Source organism: Streptomyces sp. NPDC048057 (assembly GCF_040653095.1).
Lineage (GTDB): Bacteria > Actinomycetota > Actinomycetes > Streptomycetales > Streptomycetaceae > Streptomyces.
This window is the reverse complement of the sequence record NZ_JBEZNF010000020.1, coordinates 126,385-149,523: the sequence shown is the minus strand read 5'-3', so window position 1 is coordinate 149,523 and position 23,139 is coordinate 126,385. Positions and strand designations below refer to the sequence as shown.

Sequence of the window (23,139 nt, the reverse complement as noted above, 5' to 3'; positions counted from 1 at the left end):
TTGCTGTCGCCCACGCTGATCCCGTCAGTCCTCGGACCACGGCTTTCGCCGGTCCCCGGACCCCAGGAAGGGGCCCTTCATGATTCTCACCATCCCCGGCTTCGACCACGTCCGTCTGCCCGGCGCCGACGGAGTGGAGCTTGCCGCAGCCGTCGGTGGCCACGGCAGCCCGGTCGTGCTGCTGCACGGCTTCCCCCAGACCCACCTGATGTGGCGGCACGTCGCCGAGCGGCTCGCCGGCGAGCACACGGTGATCTGTCCCGACCTGCGCGGCTACGGCGCCAGTGACAAGCCGGTGGCCACCGGCCCTGAGGTGTACTCCAAGCGCACCATGGCCGCCGATGTCGTCGCCCTGGCGGCGGCGCTCGGCCATGAGCGCTTCGCCCTGGTCGGCCACGACCGAGGCGCTCTGGTCGCGTTCCGGGCGGGACTGGACCATCCCGATGCCCTCTCGCACCTGGGCATCCTCGACGTCGTACCGACCCTGGACATGTGGAGCGTCCTGCACGGTGTCCCCGCGGCGGTCGGCTACCACCTGTTCCTCATGGCGCAGCCGCCGGGCCTGCCGGAGACGATGATCGCCAACAGCGCCGACGCCTTCTTCGGCTCCTTCCTCGACGCCTGGGCCGGTGACCCGGCGGCCCTGCCGGAACCGGTCCGGTCCGCGTACCTGCGGGCCAGCGCCGCGGCCGTGCCGTCGATCGTCGCGGACTACCGAGCCTCGGCGGGCATCGACGTCACACACGACCAAGCGGACCAGGACGCCGGTTCCCAGCTCGCCATGCCCGTGACGGTCGTCCAGCAGGACTGGGGCGCACGACTGGGCTACGACGCCGCCGCGGTCTGGCGCGCGTGGGCACCGGACCTCGACCACCGGCTGACCGGCGCGGGGCACTTCATGGCCGAAGAGGCGCCGGACGAGATCACCGACGCGATCCGCGACCTGCTGCTCCGCTGAGCCCTCCGCCCGGGCCACGAAACGGAATGGGACGGGACAGCGACGGACACCGCCCCCGACCACCCGCCGGCCGGGCCGCTGTGGCGCCCCGGGTCCGGAGTGGGGCCCGCCATACCGAGCGGGCCCCACTCCGGACCCGGCTGGACCGGCCTACCGAACCGCGTACAACACCTGGCTGCGCGAAGTACAGAACCGGCCGGCCTGACCGACTCCGGGCCGAAGGGACCCGGTGGTGGCGGCGACCGAAATCGTCGGGCCCGCACCGGCCGCTCCAGGACGTGCCCCTGCTGGTCGAGCGGCACGTCGGTTCGTCGCGACCGTGCAACGCCTCGCGGGCCTCGGCCACCTGGACCCCGGCTACACCACCTGGGGGCAGGCATGAGCGGCAGTGAGTTGTCCGGCGTCGACCTGGCCCGGGTGGCGCTGCGGGCCGCGATGGCGGCCGCCCGGAACCCCCGGCCGCACCCGGGTGTGAGTAGTTGAGGCACAGAAGAAAGAGCAGGATCACCCGGCTGGGCTTTCAGCCTGTCGCTGAAGTTCTTCGAGTTGGAGGGCCGGTTCCCCGATCTGCTGGAAGGGGTCCCGACGGCCGCGGTGGGGTATGTCGCCGACTTGGTGAAGGTTTTGGTTGTTGATTTCGCCAAGTGCACGCCGGTCATCGTGTGCTGACGGGACGAGCGTGGTCTGGCCGGCCGCTGCGATCCGCCGGGGTGGCGGTGAGCTGCTCTGGCCGGGGATGTCGGAGCGTCGTCACAGGAAGCGGCGCAGGAGGCGGGACTTGCGAGGGGTGAAGGGCGGGTAGGCGAGGCGGAGGGTGTCGAAGTGCAGGGGTTTGTCGAGGACGGACTTGGTGTGGCTGAAGCGGTTGATGGAGTGTTCGCCGTGGTAGCCGCCCATGCCGCTCTCGCCGACGCCGCCGAAGGGGAGGCCGGGTATGGCGGGGTGGGTGTTGGGGGCGCCGAAGGAGAGGGCGCCGGATGAGGTCTCGTTGGTCAGGCGGCGCTTGGTGGCGGGTGATGGGGTGAAGGCGTACAGGGCCAGGGGCTTGTCGCGGGCGGTGATGAAGGCGATGGCTGCGTCGAGGTCGGGGACGCGGACGATGGGCAGGAGGGGGCCGAAGATCTCCTCGCGCATGACGGGGGCGGACGGGTCGACGTCGGCGAGGACGGTCGGGGCGAGGTAGCGGTCGGCGCGGTCGTGGTCGCCGCCGGTGACGATCCGGCCGTCCGTGAGGAGCGCGGTGAGGCGGTCGAAGTGGCGCTCGTTGATGATGCGGCCGTAGTCGGGGCTCTTCGCCGGGTCGGTGCCGTACATCTCGCGGATCGCGGTGGTCAGGTGCGGTTCGATCGCGGTCGCGGTGTCGCCGATGGCGAGGACGTAGTCGGGGGCGACGCAGGTCTGGCCGGCGTTCATGAACTTGCCCCAGGCGATGCGGCGGGCCGCTGTCGCGAGGTCGGTGCCCGGCTCCACGACGACCGGGCTCTTGCCGCCCAGTTCCAGGGTGACCGGGGTGAGGTGGCGGGCCGCGGCCGTCATCACGATGCGGCCGACGGTGCCGTTGCCGGTGTAGAAGATGTGGTCGAAGCGCTGCTCCAGCAGGGCGGTGGTCTCCGGTATGCCGCCCTCGGTCACGGCGACGGCGCGCGGGTCCAGCGTGCGGGGCAGCCAGTGGGCGAGCGCCGCTGAGGTGGCGGGGGCGAGTTCACTGGGCTTGACTACGGCGCAGTTGCCCGCGGCGATCGCGCCGACCAGCGGTGACAGGGCGAGCTGCAGCGGGTAGTTCCAGGGGCTGATGATCAGAACGGTGCCCAGCGGCTCGCGCACGGTCCGGGCCCGGGCCGGCCGCAGCCCCAGGGGTACCGGGACGCGGCGCGGGCGCAGCCAGCGGTCCATGTGGCGCAGGGTGTGGTCGATCTCGTTGATGGTGAAGCCGATCTCGGTGGTGTGGACCTCGGTGGCGTTCTTGCCGAGGTCGGAGTGGAGCGCGGCCGTGAAGACGCCCTGCTGTTCGACCAACAGGCGGCGCAGGGCGCGCAGCTGGGCCTTGCGCCAGGAGAGGGGCTTGGTGCGGCCGGTGGCGAAGGTGGCGTTCAGTCGGGCGACGGTGGCCGGCACGTCGGCGGCCTCGTCCGTGGTGGTGGACAGGGTCTGGGTGGCTTCGGTGGAAGTGTTCATGCCGACGAGCATATATGAAACGAAGTGCTTTCGTTTCGTTTTGTGTTAAAGTCATGGCATGACCCGCACCACACCCCCCGCCCCCCAGTGCTCCGAGGCCACGCCCCCGGCGACGCCCCGCCGGGGGCGTCCCCGCGACGCCGCCCGGGATCGGGCCCTGCTGGATGCCACCCTGGCCGTCCTGGCCGAGAGCGGCTTCGGTGGGCTGACCACCGCAGCTGTGGCCGCCCGAGCCGGGGTCTCCACCGCCACCCTCTACCGGCGCTGGTCGTCCAAGGAGGACCTGGTGATCGCCGCCGCCGCGAGCTTCACCGAGCCCTACGGTCCGCCCGCGACCGGCAGCCTCGAAGGCGACCTGCGCGTGGTGCTCCGGGACAAGGCCGCCGCCATGACCGGTGAGGGCGGCCGGCTGATGCGCGCCCTGATTGGCGAGGCGGCACACAACGGCGCCCTGGCCGAGGCGCTCACGGCGGCCTTCCTGGAGCCGGTGTACCGGCGGGTGGCCGAGGTCGTGCGGCTGGCCGTCGAGCGGGGCGAGATCCCGCCGGTCAAGGACGCCGACCTCCTCGGGGAGGTGGCGGTCGGCCCGGTGATGAGCAGGTTCTTCCTCACCCCCCGGCTACCGGAACAGGTCGACGCGGCCACCGCACAGGAGACGGCGGACCGATTCCTCCCCTTCGTCCTGCGCGCGGTCGGCGGCGGTGCGCGGCCCGCACGGGAGTGATCCATCAGGGCATGGCCGTGTTCTCCGTATAGCTACGGCCAGGTGGTGTGTACCTCTGAGTGACCGCCGGACATTGATCATGATCCGGTCAGTGTGAGGGTGGCGACCCGGTTCTCGTACGCGCGGCGGGCCTTGTGCTGGGCCGGGACCGCCGGGGGGCCCAGGGTGCCGTCGAGCGGTTGGCAGCGGGCAAGTGCGGAGACGGGCCGGCCTTCCGGGTGCGCGGTGCGCACGTCTTCCATCTGGTCGGCGGGGATGGTGAGGGGCGGCGTCCGGCCTTGTTGCCTTTGGCCTCGGCGGCGCGGAGTCCGTCGTAGGTCGGCTCGCGCTGGAGGTCGCGTTGGAGTTCGTCGGCGGCGAGGGTCTGCACCGTGAACTTCACGGTGGACAGCAGTTCGTCGGTGCGGGGTGGCGGGCGGTGGGATCCATCGCGGAGAACGCCCCGTCGCGGCTCCGCGGGTTCCTCCGATGCCGGGGCGGCGGCGTACGAGTTCCAGCTTCGGATCAGGCTGGCTGATCGGAGGCATAGCGGGCGAGCGTGGTCTCTACCGCTTGCTCGACGGCGTAACGGATGTCGGAGGCTGCGGGGTTCCAGTCGGTCAGCAGCATGCGGGGCCACAGGACGTAGTTGGCGATCATCCCGAGGAACTGGTTGGCGGCGCTCTCGGTGTCCGGAACGTCGGCGTTGCCGGCCTCGTGCTCCGACTCCAGGTAGCGCTGGACAGAGGTGAAGTAGGGCAGCTTGCCGAGCTGGAACTGCATCCGTCCCAGTTCGGGGAAGCGAGGCAGCTCGGCGATGACGATACGGAACAGGGCTGTCATGCCGGGCCGGCCGATCAGGTCGGCGTAGCGGTGGCCGATGGAGGTCAGGCCGGAACGCAGATCTCCGGCCTGAGGTCGCGCGACGGCGCCGGTGACGTCACGCTGCCATGACTCGGTGACGATGGCCTCGAAGAGGGCTGCCTTGGTGGGGAACTGCTTGAACAAGGTGGACTTCGAGACTGCCGCCCCCTCGGCGATGCGCGCGAGGGAAGTGCCGTCGTAACCGTGGTTCAGGAAGAGGTCCGTGGCTGCGGAGATGATCGCCTCACGCTTTTTCTGGGCGAGACGGCGGTGGTGCGCGGAGAGCTCTGCTGCCATGCGTGCAGTATGCCCCAGATCCGAGGCGAGTCACTTGACTCGCCTCTTTGGGGCTGCCTACGCTGCAATGGAAAGGCGAGTCGAGCGACTCGCCTCGGATGGCGGTGCCCGACGTCTCTCCGGTGCCGTGTGATGAGGGAGTAGCGGGATGACAGCCGACAGGATCGCTTTGGTGACCGGTGCGAACCGTGGTCTGGGCCGGAGCACGGCTCTTGCGCTGGCGGCACGCGGGGTGCGGGTCGTGGTCGCTCATCGCGGTGATGTGGCCGGGGCCGAGAAGACGGCGCAGCACGTGCACGCTGCGGGTGGGACCGCCGCTGTCGTGCGTCTCGACATCAGCGACGTCTCCTCTTTCGGAGCCTTCACTTCCGAGCTGAGCGGACTGCTTGAGCGCTGGGGGGCTTCGCGGCTCGATATCGTGGTCAACAACGCGGGGGTCGGTGTCTTCGGCCCACTGGAAGCCGTCACGACCGATGACTTCGACACGGTGTTCGGCACGAACGTGCGGGGTACGTTCTTCCTCATCCAGTCGCTTGTGCCGATGCTGGCGAAAGGCGCCCGCGTCATCAACGTCTCGTCGTCGTTGACTCGCCACACCAGTCCCGCGACCTCGGTCTACTCCGCTTCGAAGGCCGCGGTCGAGGCTCTGAGCCGTACTCTGGCCGCAGAACTCGGCCCCCGAGGTGTCCGGGTCAACTCCATTGCCCCGGGGCCGACCGCCACCGACTTCAACGGCGGTGCCATGCGGGATGACGCCGGTATGCGCCAGGGTCTGGCCGGGCGGACCGCGCTTGGCCGCGTCGGCGAACCCGAGGAGATCGGCGACGCCATCGCCGAACTGGCGTCCGACGGCCTGCGCTGGATGACCGCCCAGCGCATCGAGGTCTCCGGCGGCGCCCTCCTGTGACCGACCGGGCGAGTCCGTCCCGGGCCACGGGCAACGGCGCGCCGGATTCGTTCCGCGCCGGTCTCGTCTTCATCCAGCTTCGACGCGTCCGGGGTGCGCAGCGGGTGCAGGGCGCCGGCGGCATCACCGATTCCCTGCACCACCTCTGCGCAAGACGTATCCCCGACTGGTGGCCCGGGCCCGGCAGGCCGCGGCGGACGGTTTCGCCACGGCCACCATCGAGCTCCCCGGAAGCGGCGACCGGCCCCGCCTGCCCGCCACTGAGCAGGCCGTCGCCGACCTGCGCCGGGCGCTGGTGGCCGGCGAGCCGGTCAGCGACGAGATCATCGACGCCCTCATCCTCCCTCTGGTCGACAAAGCGGTCCCGGAATGGCAGACCGCCCTGGACGCCCTCCTGCCGCTGCCCGGGATCGACGGGCCGGTCGGGTACTCGGGGGGAGTGATCTCCATCGGGACCCGGCTGGCGGTGGTCGAGCCGCGGATCTCGGCCGCCGTTCTGTTCGCCGGGAGCTTCGTCCCCCGATCCATGTTCGCGGAGGCCCGACAGGTCACCATTCCGCTGCACGTCCTGCTGCAGTGGGACGACGAAGGGAACGACCGGCAGGCGGCTCTGGACCTGTTCGACGCCTTCGGCTCCAAGGAGAAGGCCCTGCATGCCAACATGGGCGGGCACACCGGCGTCCCCCAGCACGCGGGGGACACCGCGGCCGCGTTCTTCACCCGGCACCTGACGTGAGACCGGGCCGCCAGGCCGACCGGGGACAGTAGCCGCTGCCGACCAACGCCGCCTCATCGAGACGACGGGCCCCGCCCCGTGGTGGGGCCTGTTTCCCACCGGGACGCCCAATGGCCCCCGGTGGGCCCAACCGACCGCCCCGCCCTCTCGGCTGGAGGAGACGGGGCGGGCGTTTAATCGGATGTGCGTGCGGCGCGGGGTTGTTAGGTTCGCCGTGTGCCGAAGTTGAATCAGATCATCGCAGTCGAAAAGGGCGTCAAGTCCAAGGCTCTCCAGGAGCTCACCCAGGCTCACCAGGATGTGCAGAAGCCCGCCCTGCTGGCCGGCATCTCCCGGACCTACCAGCCCAAGGACGAGGAGGGCGAGCAGCTGCCGCCCGAGTCCACCCGGGTGCAGATCAAGGCCGAGGACGCTCTGCGGGCGACCGCCGGGACGTTGACGCGCCTCTTCGACGTGACCGCGACGAAGGACTGGGCGAACCGGTCCGCAGTCGCGGACGTGGTGGTCGACGGCACGGTGCTGTTGTCCCAGGTGCCCGTCCCGTACCTGTTGTTCCTGGAGAAGCAACTCACCGACCTGCACACCTTCGTGCGCAAGCTGCCGGTGCTCGACGCCTCCGAGTCGTGGAACCTGGACCCCTCGACGGACTCGTGGAAGACGGACCCGGTGCGGACCATCCGCACGAAGAAGGTTCCGCGCAACCATGTGAAGGCCGAGGCCACGGAGAAGCACCCGGCACAGGTCGAGGTGTACTACGAGGACGTCCCGGTCGGTTACTGGACCACGGTGAAGTTCTCCGGCGCGCTGCCCGCCCGGCGGGTCAACGAGCTCCTCGACCGCGTCGAGAAGCTCCAGCAGTCCGTCAAGTTCGCCCGCGAGGAGGCGAACAACACCGAGGTCACCGACCAGCGGGTCGGCGACGCGGTTTTCGGCTACCTCTTCCGGTAGCCCCCACATACGCCCTCCGTCGCGAGCGGAGGGTGCGCGATGAGCGCAAGCTGAAACTGATGTTGAAGCTGATGAAGGGGTGTCAGTTGGGGGTTCGAATCCCTCTCCCCGCACCACGTGCGGGGGTGGCCCAAGCCTGGCAGAGGCGGCCCCGTGAAACTCAGATTCTCGCTCCAGTCTCAGTATTCGCCGCCGAACACCGGATCGACCGAGCGTGGGCGAACATCGACGGATGGGGGTTCAAGTCCCTCCGGCGCCTCTCTCGTGGCGCTGTAGTTCAAAGGCAGAACACGTCGATCTCAACATGACCCGCGGTTCTTAAACGCCGCCGGTGTGCGCAAATGGGTGGCAAGCTGGAGCCCGGGAGCTGGACATGCTCCCGGGCTCCGTCACGTTCTGGCCCGCGGCTTGTGCTGTGACCGGGAAGGTTCACCGGGCCGTGTCGGGTCGGACGTCATCCCCGGGGATGGTCCCGCAGGCGGGCCTGTACTCAGAAGCCGGTAGGCGGATTGTCGTTGGTGGTATGACGACCGGAAAGGGTGCCGCCGGACAGGCTGGTGAGGTTCCGAGAGCAGAGATGGAGACCTCATCGATGGCAACCTTCCTGTATCGCCTGGGTAGTTGGGCCTTCCGGTGGCGACGCCGGGTGACGCTGCTGTGGGTGGCGGTCCTGGCCGCCGTCGGCCTGGCGGCTCTCAACGCCGCGGAAGCGTCCGGTGACGGCTCAGGGCTGCCGGGGATCGAGTCGCAGAAGGCGTTCGACCTCATCAATGAGCGGTTCCCGGGAGCCGAGGCCGAAGGGGCGAACGCCCGCATCGTCTTCGTGGCACCGGACGGGCAGAAGATCACCGCGGCGCAGAACCGCGCGGCCGTCGAACGTCTGGTGACAGTCGTGACCGACGGGCCGCAGGTCGCCGACGTGGTGAACCCGTTCGACGGGGTGGGGGTGAGCGAGGACGCGTCGACGGCGTACGCCACGGTCACCTACGACGTGAGGGGCGATGACGTCTCCGACGCCGCCAAGGAACTCGTGAGTGAGGCCGTCGAGGAGGCCCGGGAGGCGGGACTCACCGTCGAGGCCGGAGGCGGTGCGATCGCGGAGGAACCCCCGGCCGGGATCGGCGAGATCCTCGGCATGGGTGTCGCCGCGGTCGTCCTGCTGGTCACCTTCGGATCCCTGGCCGCCGCCGGTGTGCCCCTGATGACGGCCGTGGTCGGCGTGGGCGTCAGCCTTGCCTCCCTCATCGCTCTGAGCAGTGCCTTCGGCCTCACCAACAACGAGCTGTCCATGATGATCGGCATCGCGGTCGGGATCGACTACGCCCTGTTCGTGGTGTCCCGTTACCGGCAGGAGCGGGCCGAGGGGCACGATCCGCGGGAGGCGGCAGCACTGGCCGTGGGCACCGCCGGCGCCGCGGTCGTCTTTGCCGGGCTCACGGTCTTCATTGCGCTGGCCGGGCTGTCGGTGGTCGGTGTGCCCGAGCTGACCAAGATGGGTCTCTCCGCCGCGGGGACGGTCGCGGTGAGTGTCCTGGTCTCGCTGACTCTCGTTCCGGCGCTGCTCGGCTTCTGGCCGAACGCCGTTCTCCCTCGCCGCGACCGTCGGCCCGACGGCCGGTTTCCCCGGTCCGGGAGCCGGCTGCGCAAGGGCCCTGTCCGGAACGTGGAGGACGCGAACGAGCCCCCCGGGCCCGGCCCGGTGCGCCGCGCGCGTCGGGCGGGCCGTCCGACGGGCGGGGACAGGAGTTGGGGGACGCGCTGGGGCCGGTTCGTCCTGCGCCGCCCGGTGCCCGTCCTGCTCGCCTCGGTCGCCTGCCTCGGTGCCCTGGCCGTACCGGCCCTGGATCTACGGCTGGGCACTCCCGGCGACGAGGCCAAGCCCACCTCGTCGACCGAGCGCCGCGCCTACGACGCCCTCGCGCACGGTTTCGGCCCCGGCTTCAACGGTCCCCTGACCGTCGTCGTCGACGCCACCCGGGCGGACGACCCGCAGGCCGCGGTGACGACGGTCTCGAAGGAGATCGCCGTCACCAAAGGCGTGGTGTCCGTCTCCCCTGCCCGGTTCAACAAGACCGGGGACACGGCGGTGTTGCAAGCCACTCCCTCGACCGCGCCCACGAGCAAGGAGACGAAGGACCTGGTCCACGCCATCCGCGACGCACGCCCCGATTTCGAGTCGGCCACCGGTGCGACCTTCGAAGTCACCGGTGCAACCGCCCTGAACATCGATGTCGCCGACAAGATGATGAGCGCGCTGGTCCCCTACCTGCTGATCGTGGTCGGTCTGGCCTTCCTGCTGTTGACGATCGTCTTCCGCTCGCTGCTCGTGCCCCTCAAGGCGGCCCTCGGCTTCCTGTTGTCTGTGCTCGCCTCCTTCGGCCTGCTCGTCACGGTCTTCCAGAACGGGCACGGAGCCGGACTCCTCGGCATCGACCAGACCGGACCGATCCTGAGCGAGATCCCGATCTTCCTGGTGGGCATCGTCTTCGGCCTCGCCATGGACTACCAGGTCTTCCTGGTGTCCCGGATGCGCGAGGCCCACGTCCACGGCGCGACGCCCGGTGAGGCCGTGATCGCCGGCTTCCGGCACAGCGGGCGGGTCGTGGTGGCGGCCGGGCTGATCATGATCGCGGTGTTCGCGGGGTTCCTGACGGCCGGTGACAGCCTGACCAAGATGGTCGGCTTCGGTCTGGCGACCGCCGTACTGTTCGACGCCTTCGTCGTCCGGATGGCGTTCGTGCCCGCCGTCCTCGTACTGCTCGGGCGGTCGGCCTGGTGGCTGCCCCGCCTCCTGGCCCGGCTGTTGCCGCGGGTCGACGTGGAAGGGGAGGCCCTCAGCCGTCGGCCCCCGACTTCCCCGACCGCGGTGGAGGACGCCGATCCGGACTCGGTACGCGCCTGACCGCGCCCGCGGGGCCGTTCGTGCCGGCCGCGGACGGCCCTCACCCGGTCCGGGCGCACCCGCGTGTCCCATCATGGGCCGTGCCACCCGCCATCGGAGGAACGATGCACGCCACCCGACTGAGACGGTACGCCGATCGCCATCCCCGCTCCGTCGAGTCGGCCTTCCTCCTGCTGCTGTACGTCGCCACCGCCGGACAGTACGTACGCCACGAGCCCGGCCGGACGCTCGGGCTGCTCATGGCCACGGCCGCGTGTCTGTCCCTGCTGTGGCGGCGCCGCCATCCCGCAGGCGTGGTCGTCGCCACCGCCACGTGCACCGGTGTCTCCGGCGGCGCGGGCCACGAGGTCACCCCGCTGGTGCTGCTCCCGGTCATCGTCGCGCTTTACGAGCCGGCCGTCCGCACCCCGGAGCGGACGGCGCGCGCCCACTGGCTGACCGCCGTCGCACTGGTCGTCCTGCCGACCCTGTTCCCCACCCACGACGGCCGGCCGTGGCTCGAAACAGTGGTCATCACCGCCTTCTGGACGGTGCTGCCCGTCGTCCAGGGCTCGGCCGTGCGGGCGCGGCGCGCCTACCTCGGCGCCGTACGCGCACGCGCCGAGCACGCCGAGCGCACCCGGGAGGAGGAAGCGCGGCACCGGGTCGCCGAGGAACGCGTCCGCATGGCCCGCGAACTGCACGACGTCGTCGCCCACCACATGGCCCTGGCCAACGCCCAGGCCGGCACCGCCGCGCACCTCCTGCGCGACCGTCCCCAACAGGCGGGACAGATCCTCGCCGAACTGGTCACCACCACCTCCTCGGCACTGCGCGAACTCCAGGCCACGGTCGGCCTCCTACGCCGGCCCGACGATCCGGAGGATCTTCTGGAACCGTCCCCGGGGCTCGGCCGGCTTCCCGACCTCGTCTCGGCGTTCGCCTCCGCCGGGCTCCGGGTCGTCGTCACGGCCGACGGCGAGGAACGGCCGCTGTCTCCCGGCACCGACCTGACCGCGTTCCGTATCGTGCAGGAGGCCCTCACCAACGTGGCCAAGCACGCGTCCGCCAACACCGCGCACATCCGACTGGTCTACACCCACGACCGGTTGACACTCACCGTCAGCGACGACGGCGGCGCCCTACCCCGCCCGACGCCACCGAGCGGCGGATTCGGCCTCGTCGGCATGCGGGAACGCGCCCGCTCCGTCGGCGGCACCCTCCAGGCCGGGCACCGCCCCGAAGGCGGCTTCGCCGTGACCGCCGAGCTTCCCGTCCACCCCTGACGCCCGAGAAGAGCCCTCATGGCCATCCGCATCCTGCTCGCCGACGACCAGACCCTGCTCCGGGCGACCTTCCGCATCCTGATCGACTCCTGCACGGACATGGAAGTGGTCGACGAGGCCGCCGACGGCGACACGGCCGTGGAACTCACCCGGGTCCACCGCCCCGACGTCGTCCTCATGGACATCCGCATGCCCGGCTCCGACGGCCTCGCCGCGACCGGCGCCATCTGCGCCGACCCGAACCTGCGGAACACCCGCGTCCTGGTCCTGACCACGTTTCAGACCGACGAGCACGTCGCCCGTGCCCTGCGGATGGGTGCGAGCGGCTTCCTCGGCAAGGACGTGTCGGCCGACGCACTCCTTGACGGCATCCGCACCGTGGCCGCCGGGGACGCGCTGCTGTCCCCAGCAGCCACCCGCTCCCTCATCACCCGCTTCCTGGCCACACCCGAAACCGGCTCCGGCGCATCCCCAGTGGACCTGGCCGCCCTGACCGCCCGCGAACGCGAGATAACGGTGCTGGTGGCGGAAGGAAAGTCGGACACCGAAATCGCCGAGCAACTGTTCCTCAGCCCACTGACGGTACGCACCCACGTACAGCGCACCAAAACCAAGTTGAACGCCCGCAGCCGTGCCCAACTCGTCGCTCTCGCCTACCAGTCGGGCCTCGTGCGACCGCCAACATGAGGCGCCACGCCCCAGCTGGGAGCAGCTCCCCAGTTGTCGCGCTCCTGGTCCGGCTCCCCGACCACAACCCAGGCGCAGGGCGACCCGTCCACGGCGCCGGCGAACCCGGTCGTGCTGCCCGCCTCCGGCACGAAGACCGGCTACCGGTACACCTATCCGTTCAGGGCACGGGCCCCAGGCTCATTTCCCCAAACGGTGGGTACCACGGATCGTATTCTGGAATTTCCGTGTGGGGCATGTGTTCGTGGAACAGGCCCTCCAGGATCTCACGATTCTCCTTGAGGTAGTCGTCTAGCGGGACACTCCCGCCAGGGACAGGACCAATAGTTGGGTAGGCGACCGATGGGGGACTGTCCTGCTCGGCGGCCTTCTTGTCCTCGTAGTCAAGGCGGGCGCTTCCTCCGTCTTCGACACCTTGAAAGTACGCCTTGAGGTTTTCATCGTTGAGGGGAGCGGGCGCCTGAGCAGTGCACTGAGGTGCCTCCCATCCGAAAATGGCTCCAGCCAGGTACCAGTCCTCGGTCGTCGTTGGTGTACTGCTCATTTCCTTCCTCCCGTCAGTCGCGGGCGATGTCACGGTCTCAGGCCGTGGCAGATGGGGTGTTCGGCCAGTTCAAGTCCGGCGTCGACTATTCCCGTTCGTGTCCTGCCCGACCCGCAGTTGGCTTCCTCCCGCGCCGACGGACAGATGCCATGAGCTGGTGGTCTGGCCTGTGGCCGTCGCCCCTGGCTACCCATACCTTCCCCGGGAGGGCGCGGAGCAGCCGTGTGGAGGGCGGTCAGGTCGACCTGCACGTCGCGTCGGCTGTGTCATACCGTCCAGAGTCTGAACGGCATGCCCCCTTCTCTCATGCTCCGTATTTCCAGCGTGGCACGTTTGCAGTAAGCCGCAAACTCAGCCGGACTGGGCAGCCTCACCGGCCCGTCCGTCGACAAGGGAGCCGCAATCAGGCGTGGCAGCCGGGCCGGTACGCTGCCGGGCGTGAACGGCGAGAACGGTGGTGGCGCGGCGGCGTTGGAGCGGCTGATGGCTCTGGCCGTCTCCCTGCGGAGGGTGAACGGCGAGATCAACCGGCTGACGGACGCCTTCGCGACGGCCCATGGACTGCATGCGACGGATGTGAGCGCGCTCGCCGCGGTCTTGGACGCGGAGGAGCCGGTCACCCCGGGGATGCTGCGGACGCGACTGGGGCTGACGTCCGGAGCGGTGACCGCCTGTCTGGACCGGCTGGAGCGCGCCGGTCACATCCGTCGTACCCGGGACGAGGCGGACCGGCGGGTGGTCCGCGTCGAGTACGTGGACGAGGCACGTCTGGCCGCGCGGGCCTTCTTCCGCCCGCTGGCGGTGGCGGGGGAGCGTGCGCGAGGTCGGTTCGAGGACGAGGAACTCGACGTGGTGCTGCGGTTCCTGGCTGCCTTCAGCGAGGAGATGGCTCGCCTGGAGGAGCCCCCGCGCCCAGCGGTTTGACGGAGTACGGGGTGGGTGCGGTCGAGGAGATCGGCAACACCTACGATCCGAATGTCTCAATCCATCAAGATAATCGGCCCGTCAGTCGCCCCGTCGAGACAGCGGATGTGTCCTCCATGCCCCACCCCGTACGCCCCGCCCGGTCCTGCCGCGCAGTCCGTCTGCTGATCCCGCTCCTCCTTCTCGTCGCCTGGTTGGGTGTCGGCGGGGTGCTCGGACCGTACGCGGGAAAGCTCGGTGAGGTCGCCACCAACGACCAGGCGGCGTTCCTCCCCCGTACCGCCGAGTCCACTCAGGTCATCGATGTGCAGGAGGACTTCCGGCAGAGCGACGCCGTGCCGCTCGTCGTCGTGTGGACCGCGCACGACGGCGGTCCGCTGCCGGAGACGGCGCGCGCCGACAGCGCCGACGCCCTGGCAGGCATCGACGGCTCAACCCTGCTCGCCGGGAACCCGTCCCCCGCCCTCGCCTCGGACGACGGCCGCGCCCTACGGGCGGTGGTGCCGCTGCGGACCGATCTCGACGACGGCCTGGCGGACGCGCTGAAGGACATCGGGGCACAGGCCCGGACGGTGCCGGGAACCAGCGTCCACCTCGCGGGCCCGGCGGCTGCCCAGGCGGATCTCAAGAACGCGTTCTCCGGGATCGACGGTCTGCTGCTGGGCGTGGCCCTCGCGACTGTGCTCGTCATCCTGCTCCTGGTCTACCGCAGCGTCCTGCTGCCGCTGCTGATCATCTTGGCCGCCGTGTTCGCGCTCGCCCTGGCCTGCGCGGTGGTGTACGCGCTCGCCGAACGGGGGGTCGTGCGGGTCGACGGTCAGGTCCAGGGGATCCTGTCGATCCTGGTGATCGGGGCGGCCACCGACTACGCGCTGCTCCTGACAGCCAGGTTCCGCGAGGAGTTGGAGCGCGGGGACGACCGAACGGTGGCGATGCGGGCCGCCCTGCGCCGCTCGGCCGGCCCGGTGCTGGCCAGCGCGGCGACCGTGGCGCTGGGACTGCTCGCGCTCCTGCTGAGCGATCTGACCAACAACCGGGCGCTGGGGCCCGTCGGGGCCATCGGGATCGTCTGCGCGGTCGCGGCGGCACTCACCTTCCTCCCCGCCGTGCTCGTCCTCCTCGGCCGCGCCGCCTACTGGCCCGCGCGGCCCCACCACAACGGCCTGGAAGCGGCGACCGGGTCGCACCGGATCTGGCGTCGGGTCGCCGACCTGGTGGACCGGGCGCCCCGCCGCGTCTGGGCCGTCACCCTGGCGGCGCTGCTCGCCTGCGCGGCGTTCGCCCCGAACCTGACCTCGCGCGGGGTGCCGCTGGACGAGACCTTCGTCGGCGACGCGCCTTCCGTGGCCGCGCAGGCCGTCCTCGGTGAGCACTTCCCGGGCGGCTCGGGCAGCCCTGCCGTGGTGGTCGTGCGCGCCGATGCCCTCGAACCGGTCGTCGCCGCCGCCCGACAGGTGCCGGGCGTTGCCTCCGCCCTCCCGACGACCGCCAGTGGTGCTCCCGGCGGCCCGCCTCTGATCGCCGAGGGTCGGGTACGGATCGACGTCACCCTGGCCGACCCCGCCGACAGCGAAGCGGCCGAACGGACCGTGGCCGCGCTGCGGGAGGCCGTCCACGCGGTACCCGACGCCGACGCGCTGGTGGGCGGGGTCACCGCCCAGCGGATCGACACCCAGCGGACGGCGGCGGCCGACCGCGCCCTGATCGTGCCGGTCGTCCTGGCGATCATCCTGGTCATCCTCACGGCGCTGCTGCGCTCCCTGCTGATGCCGCTGCTCCTGGTGGCGACCGTCGCGCTGAACTTCTTCGCCACCCTCGGGGTCGCGTCCCTCGTCTTCACCCACCTTCTGGGCTTCACCGGCACGGACGCCTCGGTCCCGCTGTACGGATTCGTCTTCCTGGTGGCGCTCGGCGTGGACTACAACATCTTCCTGATGTCCCGTGTCCGCGAGGAGTCGATCCGCCTCGGCACGCGGGAGGGCCTGCGCCACGGGTTGGTGGCGACCGGCGGGGTGATCACCTCCGCCGGGGTGGTCCTGGCGGCGACCTTCGCGGCGCTGGGGGTGATCCCGCTGGCGTTCCTGATCCAGATCGCCTTCATCGTGGCGTTCGGCGTCCTCCTGGACACCCTGGTCGTCCGCTCCCTGCTGGTCCCCGCCCTGGTGCGGAGCCTGGGCGAGCGCGCTTGGTGGCCCGGTGGCCCGGCCGGCTTCCGCAGCCCCGGGTCGTAGGGGTCTGAGGAGTGCGGCTGTCAGCGCCGGACCGAGCTCCTGATCGTGAGGTGGGGCTGGACGGCCGACCTCACCGAGGCGACCGTCATCGCAGCCAACAAAGTCCGCGTCCGGGAAGCACTGGCTGCTGACGGGAGGGCTGTCGTTCCGGCCAGCGTGCTCGGTCCTGCGCCGTTCAGTGGTGGGCGGGGCCGTTGGGGCCGGAGACGGCGCCCAGCTGGGACAGGCCGTCGAGGATGTCGGTGCAGGTCCAGTACTCGACGAACCGGCCGTCGCGGACGCGCAGGATGTCGTTGCCGGAGAAGGAGACGTCCGTGCCGACGGGGGCGGTGGCCTGGGGGATGCCGCCGGTGTAGGTGGCGCGCATGGTCCAGCGGGCGGAGATCAGGTCGCCGTCGATGATCGGGCCGAGGTCGACGGTGATGCTGATGTCGCCGAAGGCGGCCATGGTCTGCTCGATCTCGGGCAGCAGGCGCTCGGGGCCGGTGACGGCTTCGGAGTCGCTGCCGTCCGGGCGAGCCTGGTGGACGACGAAGCCGGGGTCGAGGATCTCCTTGATCTGCAAATGCGTCAGCCTGCTCGCCCTGGACCCGGGGCCCCGCACCACGGGGGAGATCGCGGATCTGACAGGTCTGACCTCCGGATCGGCCACCCGCCTGGTCGACCGCCTCCAGAAGGCCGGCCTCGCCGAACGCCACTCCGACCCCCATGATCGACGCAAGACACTCGTCACGCTCACCAGTGACCGCACCCCCGAGATCGAAGCCGCCTGGGAGCCCCCGGCAAGGCCTTCGACCAGGCACTGGAGGACTTCACCGACGACGAACTCACCGTCATCGAGCGATACCTGCGGCGCACCACCGACGTCGGCACCACACAGACCGCACACCTGCGCGCCGCCCAGGGGCGCGCGGCATCGCCTGCCCGTACTCCGGTTGGCTGACACCTGCTCTTCCTGATGGGGGCCGGGGTGCGACCCACGGCTGACGTGCGCGGTTGCGGTGGTGTCTGAGACTCGGACTCCACGGTGATGAAGGGGCTTTCAGGTGGAGCGATGGGACCGGGTCAGGCGGGTCGCGGCATACGGGGCGGCGCTGGCGTTGCTGCCGTACGTGCTGATCAAGGTGTCGCCGGCGTCCTCGGGGTGTGGGCCCTGGTGGCCTCCGTCGTGGCCTGGGCCGTCGTCCGAGGGCGGCCCGCACGGGCCCCTCGGTGGGTGCCGCTGGTGCTCGGCTGGCTCGGCTCGGGTGCGTTGTTCGCCTGGAGCGGTTGGAAGCTTCCGTTCGTTGTGTACCTGGCGCTGGTGCGACCGGCCGACGTGGCCCTGCCGGAGGGCCTCGCGTTCGCGGCGATCCTGCACCTGGCAGCGGTGGGGTCGGGCGCCGCGATGCGGGAACTGTCCGATGCCATCGGGTGCGGCGCCCGCGCGCTCCGTCAGTTCGACGTCGGCGTACCGATGTGCACCACGCGTGCCCACGCGGGCGGTGCGTCCGGTACGTAGTCGTGGTCCTCGCTCCACCGGCGGCGCACCCCGGTCCGGGGGAACAGGCCCACGACCGTGCGACATGACGGCTGCGTGCGTGGCCACGGAGTCTGCCCGTCGGTGAGCGCCACGACCACGTCCGGCCGGGGCCGGGTGCGCAGGGCCCTGGCGAAGCCCGCGCGGAGATCCGTACCGCCGCCACCGGTCAGCGGTATGTCCTCCGCTTGGCAGAGCGTGCGCACGACGTCGGCCGTGGCGTCGCACGAGAGCACCGACACCAGGTCGCGCCGGCCGCCCACGGCCCGGGAGATCGCGGCGACCTCCAGCAGGGCGCTGCCCAGCTCGGCGTCGCTGACCGACCCGGAGGTGTCGATGATCACGCAGACCCGCGGCGGGGTGCGCCGGATGCTCGGCAGCACGACGCCGGGCAGACCCGCGGAACGGCGCGACGGTCGCCCGTACGAGTAGTCGCCCCCCGAACCGCTGCCGTACGCCGCCGAGCGAAGCGCCGCACCCAGCAACTCCCGCCACGGCTGCGGCGGATGGAACGCCTCCTCCGCCCAACGCCGCCAGCCAGCCGGCGTGTTCCCCGGGCGGGCGGAGATGCCCTGTGCCACCCGGAAGCGGACCGCGTCCCGCTCCTGCGCGCTGAGGCCGTGCGCACCGTTCGGCCCCCGTTCCCAGGGGCGCACCAGTCCGTCGGCGCCGCTGCCGCAGTCGAGCCAGACCAGGCCCTGGGTGCGTGGTCCCAGCCCGAACTGACGCAGGTAGTCCTCCATCAACTCGCCCGAACGCAGCCCCAGGGACTGCGGAGTGACGGCGTCCTCGGGGAGGACCAGTTCCTTCGCGTCGTCGTCGTACGCGTCGTCGTTGATCTCCATGTCGGCGGCGATGTTGATGCGCAGTCGGGCTCCCGGGCCGCTCAGTTGCCGCTCGCGCATCACGCGGTCCCCGCGGCCGTGGTGGTCGCGCAGCAGGTGCGACACCTCGTGCACCCAGACCGCGGCGAGCTCCGCCAACGGCGTGCGGTCGACGAACGCCGGGGAGACGTAGCACCGCCAGTACCGGTCGACGGCCATCGTCGGCACTCGGGGCGACTCCACGGGATGCAGTGCGAACAGCGCCGTCGCCAGATACGGCCGGGCGCGGGCGGCGAACAGGCGCGCTGCGAAGAGCTTGTCGCGATCCAGCTTCCCCGACGTGACCGAGGCGTCTGCCGTGCTCGCCGTGCCCGGTGCTTCTGGGGCTGACGGGCACGAGGGGGCCGAGGCGGCCGGGGCGGCGGTCATCGGCCGGCCCGCGTCGCGACCGGAACCCGGGCCGCGGTGTCGTCCGCGCGCCGCGACAGCGAGATCGCTCCGGCGAGCCGTTCGATGGACTGTGGGACCTCCCAGTCCTCCTGGCGCAGTGCGGCGAGCCCGGTCGCCGGGACCACCACGAGATCGGGCGCCCCGGTCTCCAACGCCCTTGCCAGCAGCGCCCACGCCGCGTCCCAGCGGGGCTTGTCCGGGCGGTTGCGGACGGCCGTCACCACGCCTTCCAGGGCGGCCTGGCGTCGATCGCCCCGCTCGGGCAGGACGGCACCCGAGGGGTCGGCGAGCAGTGCTTCGGGGTCCGGCAGGTCCATCCGGTCCAGACAGGCCAGCATCTCCAGCCCCGGCCCGTCGCCGACCGCGCCCCGGACCAGCAGGGACAGCACCTCCCTGGAGGAGCCCGCGGCGGTCGCGAAGGCGATCAGCCGCAGCGCCATCTCCCAACTGCGGGGCGAGGGCCAGGGACCACCGCGCCCCGTCTCCTGCTGCGGCAGCCGGTGAACCAGCGGAGGACGCACGGAGAGCAGCCCGCACACCGCGCGGCGGGCGAGGTCCACGGCCCGGGGCAGGGCCTCGGGGTCGAGCTGCGGCAGGGTCGCCCGGGGCCAGGTGCCGCCGAGCCCGCGCACCACGACCTCGTGGTCGTGGGTCCACTGGAGGTGGACGAAGCGGTTGGCCAGCGGCGGGCTCAGCTCCCAGCCGTCCGCCGCCGACGAACGCGGATTGGCCGCGGCCACGATCCGTACCCCGGACGGCAGCCGCAGCGAGCCGATCCGCCGCTCCAACACGAGCCGGAGGAGGGCGGCCTGCACCGCCGGGGGAGCGGTGGACAGCTCGTCCAGGAACAACAGCCCCCGGCCGGCCCGGACGAGTCGTACGGCCCAGTCAGGCGGGGCCATCGGAACGCCCTGCACGGCGGGGTCGTCACCGACGACGGGCAGCCCGGAGAAGTCGGAGGGCTCGTGGACGCTGGCGATCACGGTCGTCAGCGGAAGCTCCAGGGACTCGGCGAGCTGGGTCAGGGCAGCGGTCTTGCCGATCCCCGGCTCGCCCCACAGGAGCACCGGAAGGTCGGCGGCGACGGCGAGGGCCAGGGCCTCCAACTGGACGTCGGGGCGCGGTTCCGTGGTCGTGGTGCGCAGCAGGGTCAACAGCTCCTCCGCGACGTCGAGCGGGGAGGAGCCATGGGCTGCGGGCGTGCTGGCTGCGGTCATGGTGATCACCTGTGGGTCGGTTCCGGGCACGCGTGTGGGCGCGCGGTGCGAAAGCAGCAGGGGCAAGAAGAAGGAAGGAGAGGTGGGTCTCGGGGAGCGTCAGCGCAGCGTGGCGTGGCGCGGACGCGTGCGGTGTTGGCGCGGCTGGCGTTCGGGGCGGGGAACGGAGCCGGTCAGGTCCGTCCGGTACAGGCCGTAGGCGATCCGCCGCCGGGCCGCCCCTTCCAGGGCGTCCCGCAGCGGGCCGCTGCGCAGTACCGCGCCGGGCCCCAACAGGGCCTCGACGACGGCGAACGCCCCGGCGAAGTCGCCGTGGTCCAGCCGCTCGCGGACCCCGGGGAGACAGTCCGGGCGCCGGTGCGCCTCGTCGATCGCCCGGAGGCAGGGCAGCGGGGTGCCGGTCAGCGCGACGAGCAGTTCCTCGCGCCGGATCTCGTCGGGGCCGTGGTCGAGCGGGGCCAACACCCCGTCGACCAGGGCGATCCGATGGCGGGCGCCCCGGCAGTCGACGTGGTACGTCCCGCCCGGCGGGTCCTGGACGGGTGCGGGTCCGGTCGACGCACGCCCCGGCGCAAGGGCCGACGCGACCAAGGGGTGCAGGGAGTCGACCGTGAGCAGACCGGCGCGGAGCAGTTGGAGATCGGGGAGCGTCCAGGTCGCCGCGTCGGGCAGGGTCGGCAGCGCGGACGAGCCGCCGGCCCGCGCCGACACCGCGGTGATCCGCCACCGGGGCGCTCCGTCGGGGCGCGTCCCGCCACCGTCCGTGCCCCAGCCGGGATCGTCGTCCCGGAGCAGGTCCAGGGCCAGCCGGCGTTGGGCCCCGAGCCGTACGACGACGGTCCCTGCCGTGCGCTCTTCAGCGTCGAGCACGATCCCCGCCTCGGCCGCCCAACGGTCGACGGCCAAGGGGTACCCGTCGGGCACCAGCTCCGCCAGGTCGGGGCCGCACGGATCCTGCGCAGTGGCACCGGGCGGCCGGTCGGCCCCGCAACGCGAGGGCAACTCGTCGCTTCGGCGTGCGTCCCACAAGTGCCGGTGCAGATCGAGGCGATGGCGCCGGTGCGGCCTGGGGTGCGGATGGCGGCGGGCACCGGCGTCGAGGCGGTCGCCGTCCCAGACCCCGAGGGCGATCCGCTGGCCGGCGTCCGCCCAGGCCGGCGGCGTCCGCACCACCAGGTGCAGCGGTCGCCGCCCGTGGTGCGCCCCGACGTCGTAGCGGGTCAGGGTCAGCGTCAGCCCCGGGCGCAGCAGTCCGTCGGGAGCGATGCGGGGCAGGTGCCAGCGCAGCAGATCGGGGGCGAGGTGGCGGAGGTCGGCGCGGAGCCGGGCTGCCACGTCCGTGCCGTGGGAGTGCTTGATCGTGCCGAGTTGGACGTCGACGTCGACGCCGGCCGCCGCACATGCCCCGGCCCAGTCACCAGCGGTGCGGCGGGCGGTGGCGGTCTCGATCATGGAGGGCGGTACGGCGAACTCGCGCACGCGCCGCCAGAGGGCGAGGAAGGAGTCTCCCCGCGCGGTGTGAGTGGGCATCAGCACTCACCTTGCGCGGTGGGAGCCCCCCATCTGACAATCGATTGAGTGGTCATCGCGGCGATCGTAGCGCCCGGTTGCAGCGATGGCCAGGAGTTTTTCCCGCCCCGCTCCCGGGCTCTGAGCCACGGCGCCCTCTCACCGGCCCCTTCAGGACGTGGGGAGCGGCTCGCCGCCGTCCGGCACCATCAGCTGTTCTTCGTCGGGATGCACGACCGCATAGTTGGCATGGGTGGCCCAGAGCCTGTCGAAGACGGGACGCACGATCCGCTGCTGTTCGGTGGTCAGGCTGACACCTTCCTCCACCAGCCGGTCGAGGAGCTCCTGCCACACCAGTTCGGCATCATCGAAGGGCATCTCCTCGTCGTACTTCCAGGTGTCGAAGGACACGTCGATTCCTTCGAACCAACCTTCTTCGCCCTCACCGTCGGTCCACGGGTAGACCGGGAGTGTCGTCGTCATGAGCGGAAGGTACTTTGCCGCGCTGACACCCCTGGTGGTCACCGGCAGCCCGACGCCCCCGCCCCAGCCACCTCGCGGAGGTCTCCGGACCAGCGATCGCGGGGAAACCCGCTCGACCCGATCACCTCCTGGAAGAGATCTTTAGGCATGGAGTTCCTCTGCTACCACCGCGACCGGCCTGCCTCCCTGCCACTGCGCGAAGAACTGCTGGAAGAACACTGGTCACATGGACCGGTACGCGAAGGAGATGATCGCCCGCGGCCCGACTCTCGCCGACGACGGCGACACACCCACCGGAAGCGTGCACATCGTCGACCTGCCCGATCCCGCCGCTGCCCGCACCTTCGCCTTCGACGAGCCGAACTACCAGGCCGGCGCCTACCGGGACGTGCTGCTACGACGGTGGCGCAACACCCCGGGCCGCACCATGGGGGACTTCCCGGCGGCCGGACCGGCGGCAACCGGTACCTGGTACTCGGCCTCGGCACCGGTCAGGCCGCCGACCTCGAAGTGCCGCGAGACCGGGACGAGCTGATCGCCTACGGACCGCTGCTGTCCGACGACGGCGCCACCTGGCTGGGCACCGCGGCGCCGGTCCGAGCACCGGCCCCGGACACGGCACGTGCCGTCCTGACCCCGGACCGGTACGCCGACATCGAGGTGCACAACTGGCAGTTCGGCGGACGTTCGTCCTAGCCGAGGTCATCCGCGGGTCGCAGGCGGTATCGGAGACATCCGAGTACCGCCTTCAGACGCTGGGAGCCACCGAAGTCGCCTCCCGCGCGCGCGTGGCCGGTAGCGCGGCACGAGGACAGGCGGCCACCGTCAACGGCCGCCCCGGTGCCCTCTCCTGGAACGAGGACGGCGCCCCGCTGTCCCTCCTCGCCTTCACCGTCACCGACGGCCGCATCACCGAGATCACCGCCCTGGTCGACCCGGCGAAACTCGCGCTCATGGACCTGCCGACCCCGCTGTGAGTCCCCATCGGCGAAGGCC

General features: G+C 71.3%; 21 protein-coding genes and 2 pseudogenes. 14 read left to right on the top strand and 9 right to left on the bottom strand.

The features are described 5' to 3' along the window. Nucleotides 1-79 precede the first annotated feature (79 nt). Complete coding sequence (locus AB0E05_RS23835; protein WP_361966719.1) at nucleotides 80-958, top strand: alpha/beta hydrolase; 879 nt, start codon at nucleotides 80-82, stop codon at nucleotides 956-958. A gap of 750 nt (nucleotides 959-1,708) precedes the next feature. On the opposite strand, the gene AB0E05_RS23830 is transcribed toward AB0E05_RS23835, so the two are convergent. Then, nucleotides 1,709-3,133: an aldehyde dehydrogenase family protein gene (locus tag AB0E05_RS23830; RefSeq protein WP_361966717.1), complete on the bottom strand. Its 1,425-nt coding sequence runs from the start codon at nucleotides 3,131-3,133 to the stop codon at nucleotides 1,709-1,711. A 58-nt stretch (nucleotides 3,134-3,191) separates the two neighbouring features. Here AB0E05_RS23830 and AB0E05_RS23825 point away from each other — a divergent pair, with 58 nt between their 5' ends. Next, nucleotides 3,192-3,857 (top strand): TetR/AcrR family transcriptional regulator, encoded by a 666-nt coding sequence (locus AB0E05_RS23825; protein ID WP_361966715.1) that lies wholly within the window; start codon nucleotides 3,192-3,194, stop codon nucleotides 3,855-3,857. Between the two features lie 77 nt (nucleotides 3,858-3,934). Here AB0E05_RS23825 and AB0E05_RS23820 read toward each other — a convergent pair whose 3' ends face one another. Beyond that, nucleotides 3,935-4,099 (bottom strand): hypothetical protein, encoded by a 165-nt coding sequence (locus tag AB0E05_RS23820; protein WP_361966714.1) that lies wholly within the window; start codon nucleotides 4,097-4,099, stop codon nucleotides 3,935-3,937. Nucleotides 4,100-4,361: 262 nt separating this feature from the next. Continuing rightward, entirely contained in the window at nucleotides 4,362-4,997 is a 636-nt protein-coding gene (locus AB0E05_RS23815) for a TetR/AcrR family transcriptional regulator (protein WP_361966712.1), read from the bottom strand. A 148-nt stretch (nucleotides 4,998-5,145) separates the two neighbouring features. On the opposite strand from AB0E05_RS23815, the gene AB0E05_RS23810 reads away from it, so the two are divergent. The 6 genes and pseudogenes from AB0E05_RS23810 (at nucleotide 5,146) to AB0E05_RS23785 (ending at nucleotide 12,442) form a co-directional block, all read left to right on the top strand. Then, nucleotides 5,146-5,904: an SDR family oxidoreductase gene (locus AB0E05_RS23810; RefSeq protein WP_361966710.1), complete on the top strand. Its 759-nt coding sequence runs from the start codon at nucleotides 5,146-5,148 to the stop codon at nucleotides 5,902-5,904. A 145-nt stretch (nucleotides 5,905-6,049) separates the two neighbouring features. Continuing rightward, nucleotides 6,050-6,640 (top strand): annotated as a pseudogene (locus tag AB0E05_RS23805) (alpha/beta hydrolase); the annotation flags it as partial. 216 nt (nucleotides 6,641-6,856) lie between these two features. Next, nucleotides 6,857-7,588 (top strand): hypothetical protein, encoded by a 732-nt coding sequence (locus AB0E05_RS23800; RefSeq protein ID WP_069627492.1) that lies wholly within the window; start codon nucleotides 6,857-6,859, stop codon nucleotides 7,586-7,588. Nucleotides 7,589-8,180: 592 nt separating this feature from the next. Then, nucleotides 8,181-10,490 carry an MMPL family transporter gene (locus AB0E05_RS23795; protein ID WP_361966708.1) on the top strand — a complete coding sequence of 770 codons (2,310 nt, stop codon included), beginning with the start codon at nucleotides 8,181-8,183 and terminating at the stop codon, nucleotides 10,488-10,490. A gap of 104 nt (nucleotides 10,491-10,594) precedes the next feature. Continuing rightward, a complete protein-coding gene (locus tag AB0E05_RS23790) occupies nucleotides 10,595-11,755 on the top strand; it encodes a sensor histidine kinase (protein WP_361966705.1) in 1,161 nt (386 codons plus the stop codon). An 18-nt stretch (nucleotides 11,756-11,773) separates the two neighbouring features. After that, nucleotides 11,774-12,442: a response regulator transcription factor gene (locus AB0E05_RS23785; RefSeq protein WP_361966702.1), complete on the top strand. Its 669-nt coding sequence runs from the start codon at nucleotides 11,774-11,776 to the stop codon at nucleotides 12,440-12,442. A gap of 160 nt (nucleotides 12,443-12,602) precedes the next feature. Here AB0E05_RS23785 and AB0E05_RS23780 read toward each other — a convergent pair whose 3' ends face one another. After that, a complete protein-coding gene (locus tag AB0E05_RS23780; protein WP_361966700.1) occupies nucleotides 12,603-12,986 on the bottom strand; it encodes a hypothetical protein in 384 nt (127 codons plus the stop codon). Between the two features lie 483 nt (nucleotides 12,987-13,469). Here AB0E05_RS23780 and AB0E05_RS23775 point away from each other — a divergent pair, with 483 nt between their 5' ends. Further along, entirely contained in the window at nucleotides 13,470-13,910 is a 441-nt protein-coding gene (locus AB0E05_RS23775; RefSeq protein ID WP_361966797.1) for a MarR family transcriptional regulator, read from the top strand. A 116-nt stretch (nucleotides 13,911-14,026) separates the two neighbouring features. After that, nucleotides 14,027-16,141, top strand: a complete 2,115-nt coding sequence (locus AB0E05_RS23770; protein WP_361966698.1) for an MMPL family transporter — start codon at nucleotides 14,027-14,029, stop codon at nucleotides 16,139-16,141. A 175-nt stretch (nucleotides 16,142-16,316) separates the two neighbouring features. On the opposite strand, the gene AB0E05_RS23765 is transcribed toward AB0E05_RS23770, so the two are convergent. Further along, nucleotides 16,317-16,706, bottom strand: a complete 390-nt coding sequence (locus AB0E05_RS23765; RefSeq protein WP_361966696.1) for an ester cyclase — start codon at nucleotides 16,704-16,706, stop codon at nucleotides 16,317-16,319. Between AB0E05_RS23765 and AB0E05_RS23760 the strand changes: the two genes are divergently transcribed. Together AB0E05_RS23760 and AB0E05_RS23755 are read left to right on the top strand one after the other, a co-directional pair. After that, nucleotides 16,588-17,100 carry a MarR family winged helix-turn-helix transcriptional regulator gene (locus AB0E05_RS23760; RefSeq protein WP_361966694.1) on the top strand — a complete coding sequence of 171 codons (513 nt, stop codon included), beginning with the start codon at nucleotides 16,588-16,590 and terminating at the stop codon, nucleotides 17,098-17,100. The genes AB0E05_RS23765 and AB0E05_RS23760 overlap by 119 nt on opposite strands. Before the next feature lie 197 nt (nucleotides 17,101-17,297). Further along, the gene (locus tag AB0E05_RS23755; protein WP_361966692.1) at nucleotides 17,298-17,642 is read left to right on the top strand and encodes a hypothetical protein; all 345 of its coding nucleotides are present in this window, start codon (nucleotides 17,298-17,300) and stop codon (nucleotides 17,640-17,642) included. Here AB0E05_RS23755 and AB0E05_RS23750 read toward each other — a convergent pair. The 4 genes from AB0E05_RS23750 to AB0E05_RS23735 form a co-directional block, all read right to left on the bottom strand. After that, nucleotides 17,576-18,913, bottom strand: a complete 1,338-nt coding sequence (locus tag AB0E05_RS23750; protein ID WP_361966690.1) for a VWA-like domain-containing protein — start codon at nucleotides 18,911-18,913, stop codon at nucleotides 17,576-17,578. The genes AB0E05_RS23755 and AB0E05_RS23750 overlap by 67 nt on opposite strands. Next, entirely contained in the window at nucleotides 18,910-20,151 is a 1,242-nt protein-coding gene (locus tag AB0E05_RS23745; protein ID WP_361966688.1) for a MoxR family ATPase, read from the bottom strand. Before AB0E05_RS23745 ends, AB0E05_RS23750 begins: the two co-directional genes overlap by 4 nt. A 99-nt stretch (nucleotides 20,152-20,250) precedes the next feature. After that, complete coding sequence (locus tag AB0E05_RS23740) at nucleotides 20,251-21,681, bottom strand: hypothetical protein (protein ID WP_361966686.1); 1,431 nt, start codon at nucleotides 21,679-21,681, stop codon at nucleotides 20,251-20,253. A 150-nt stretch (nucleotides 21,682-21,831) separates the two neighbouring features. Continuing rightward, nucleotides 21,832-22,143: a hypothetical protein gene (locus tag AB0E05_RS23735; RefSeq protein WP_361966684.1), complete on the bottom strand. Its 312-nt coding sequence runs from the start codon at nucleotides 22,141-22,143 to the stop codon at nucleotides 21,832-21,834. A gap of 147 nt (nucleotides 22,144-22,290) precedes the next feature. On the opposite strand from AB0E05_RS23735, the pseudogene AB0E05_RS23730 reads away from it, so the two are divergent. Beyond that, nucleotides 22,291-22,839: pseudogene (locus tag AB0E05_RS23730) on the top strand (YciI family protein). A gap of 92 nt (nucleotides 22,840-22,931) precedes the next feature. Continuing rightward, nucleotides 22,932-23,120, top strand: a complete 189-nt coding sequence (locus tag AB0E05_RS23725) for a hypothetical protein (RefSeq protein ID WP_361966682.1) — start codon at nucleotides 22,932-22,934, stop codon at nucleotides 23,118-23,120. Nucleotides 23,121-23,139 lie beyond the last annotated feature (19 nt).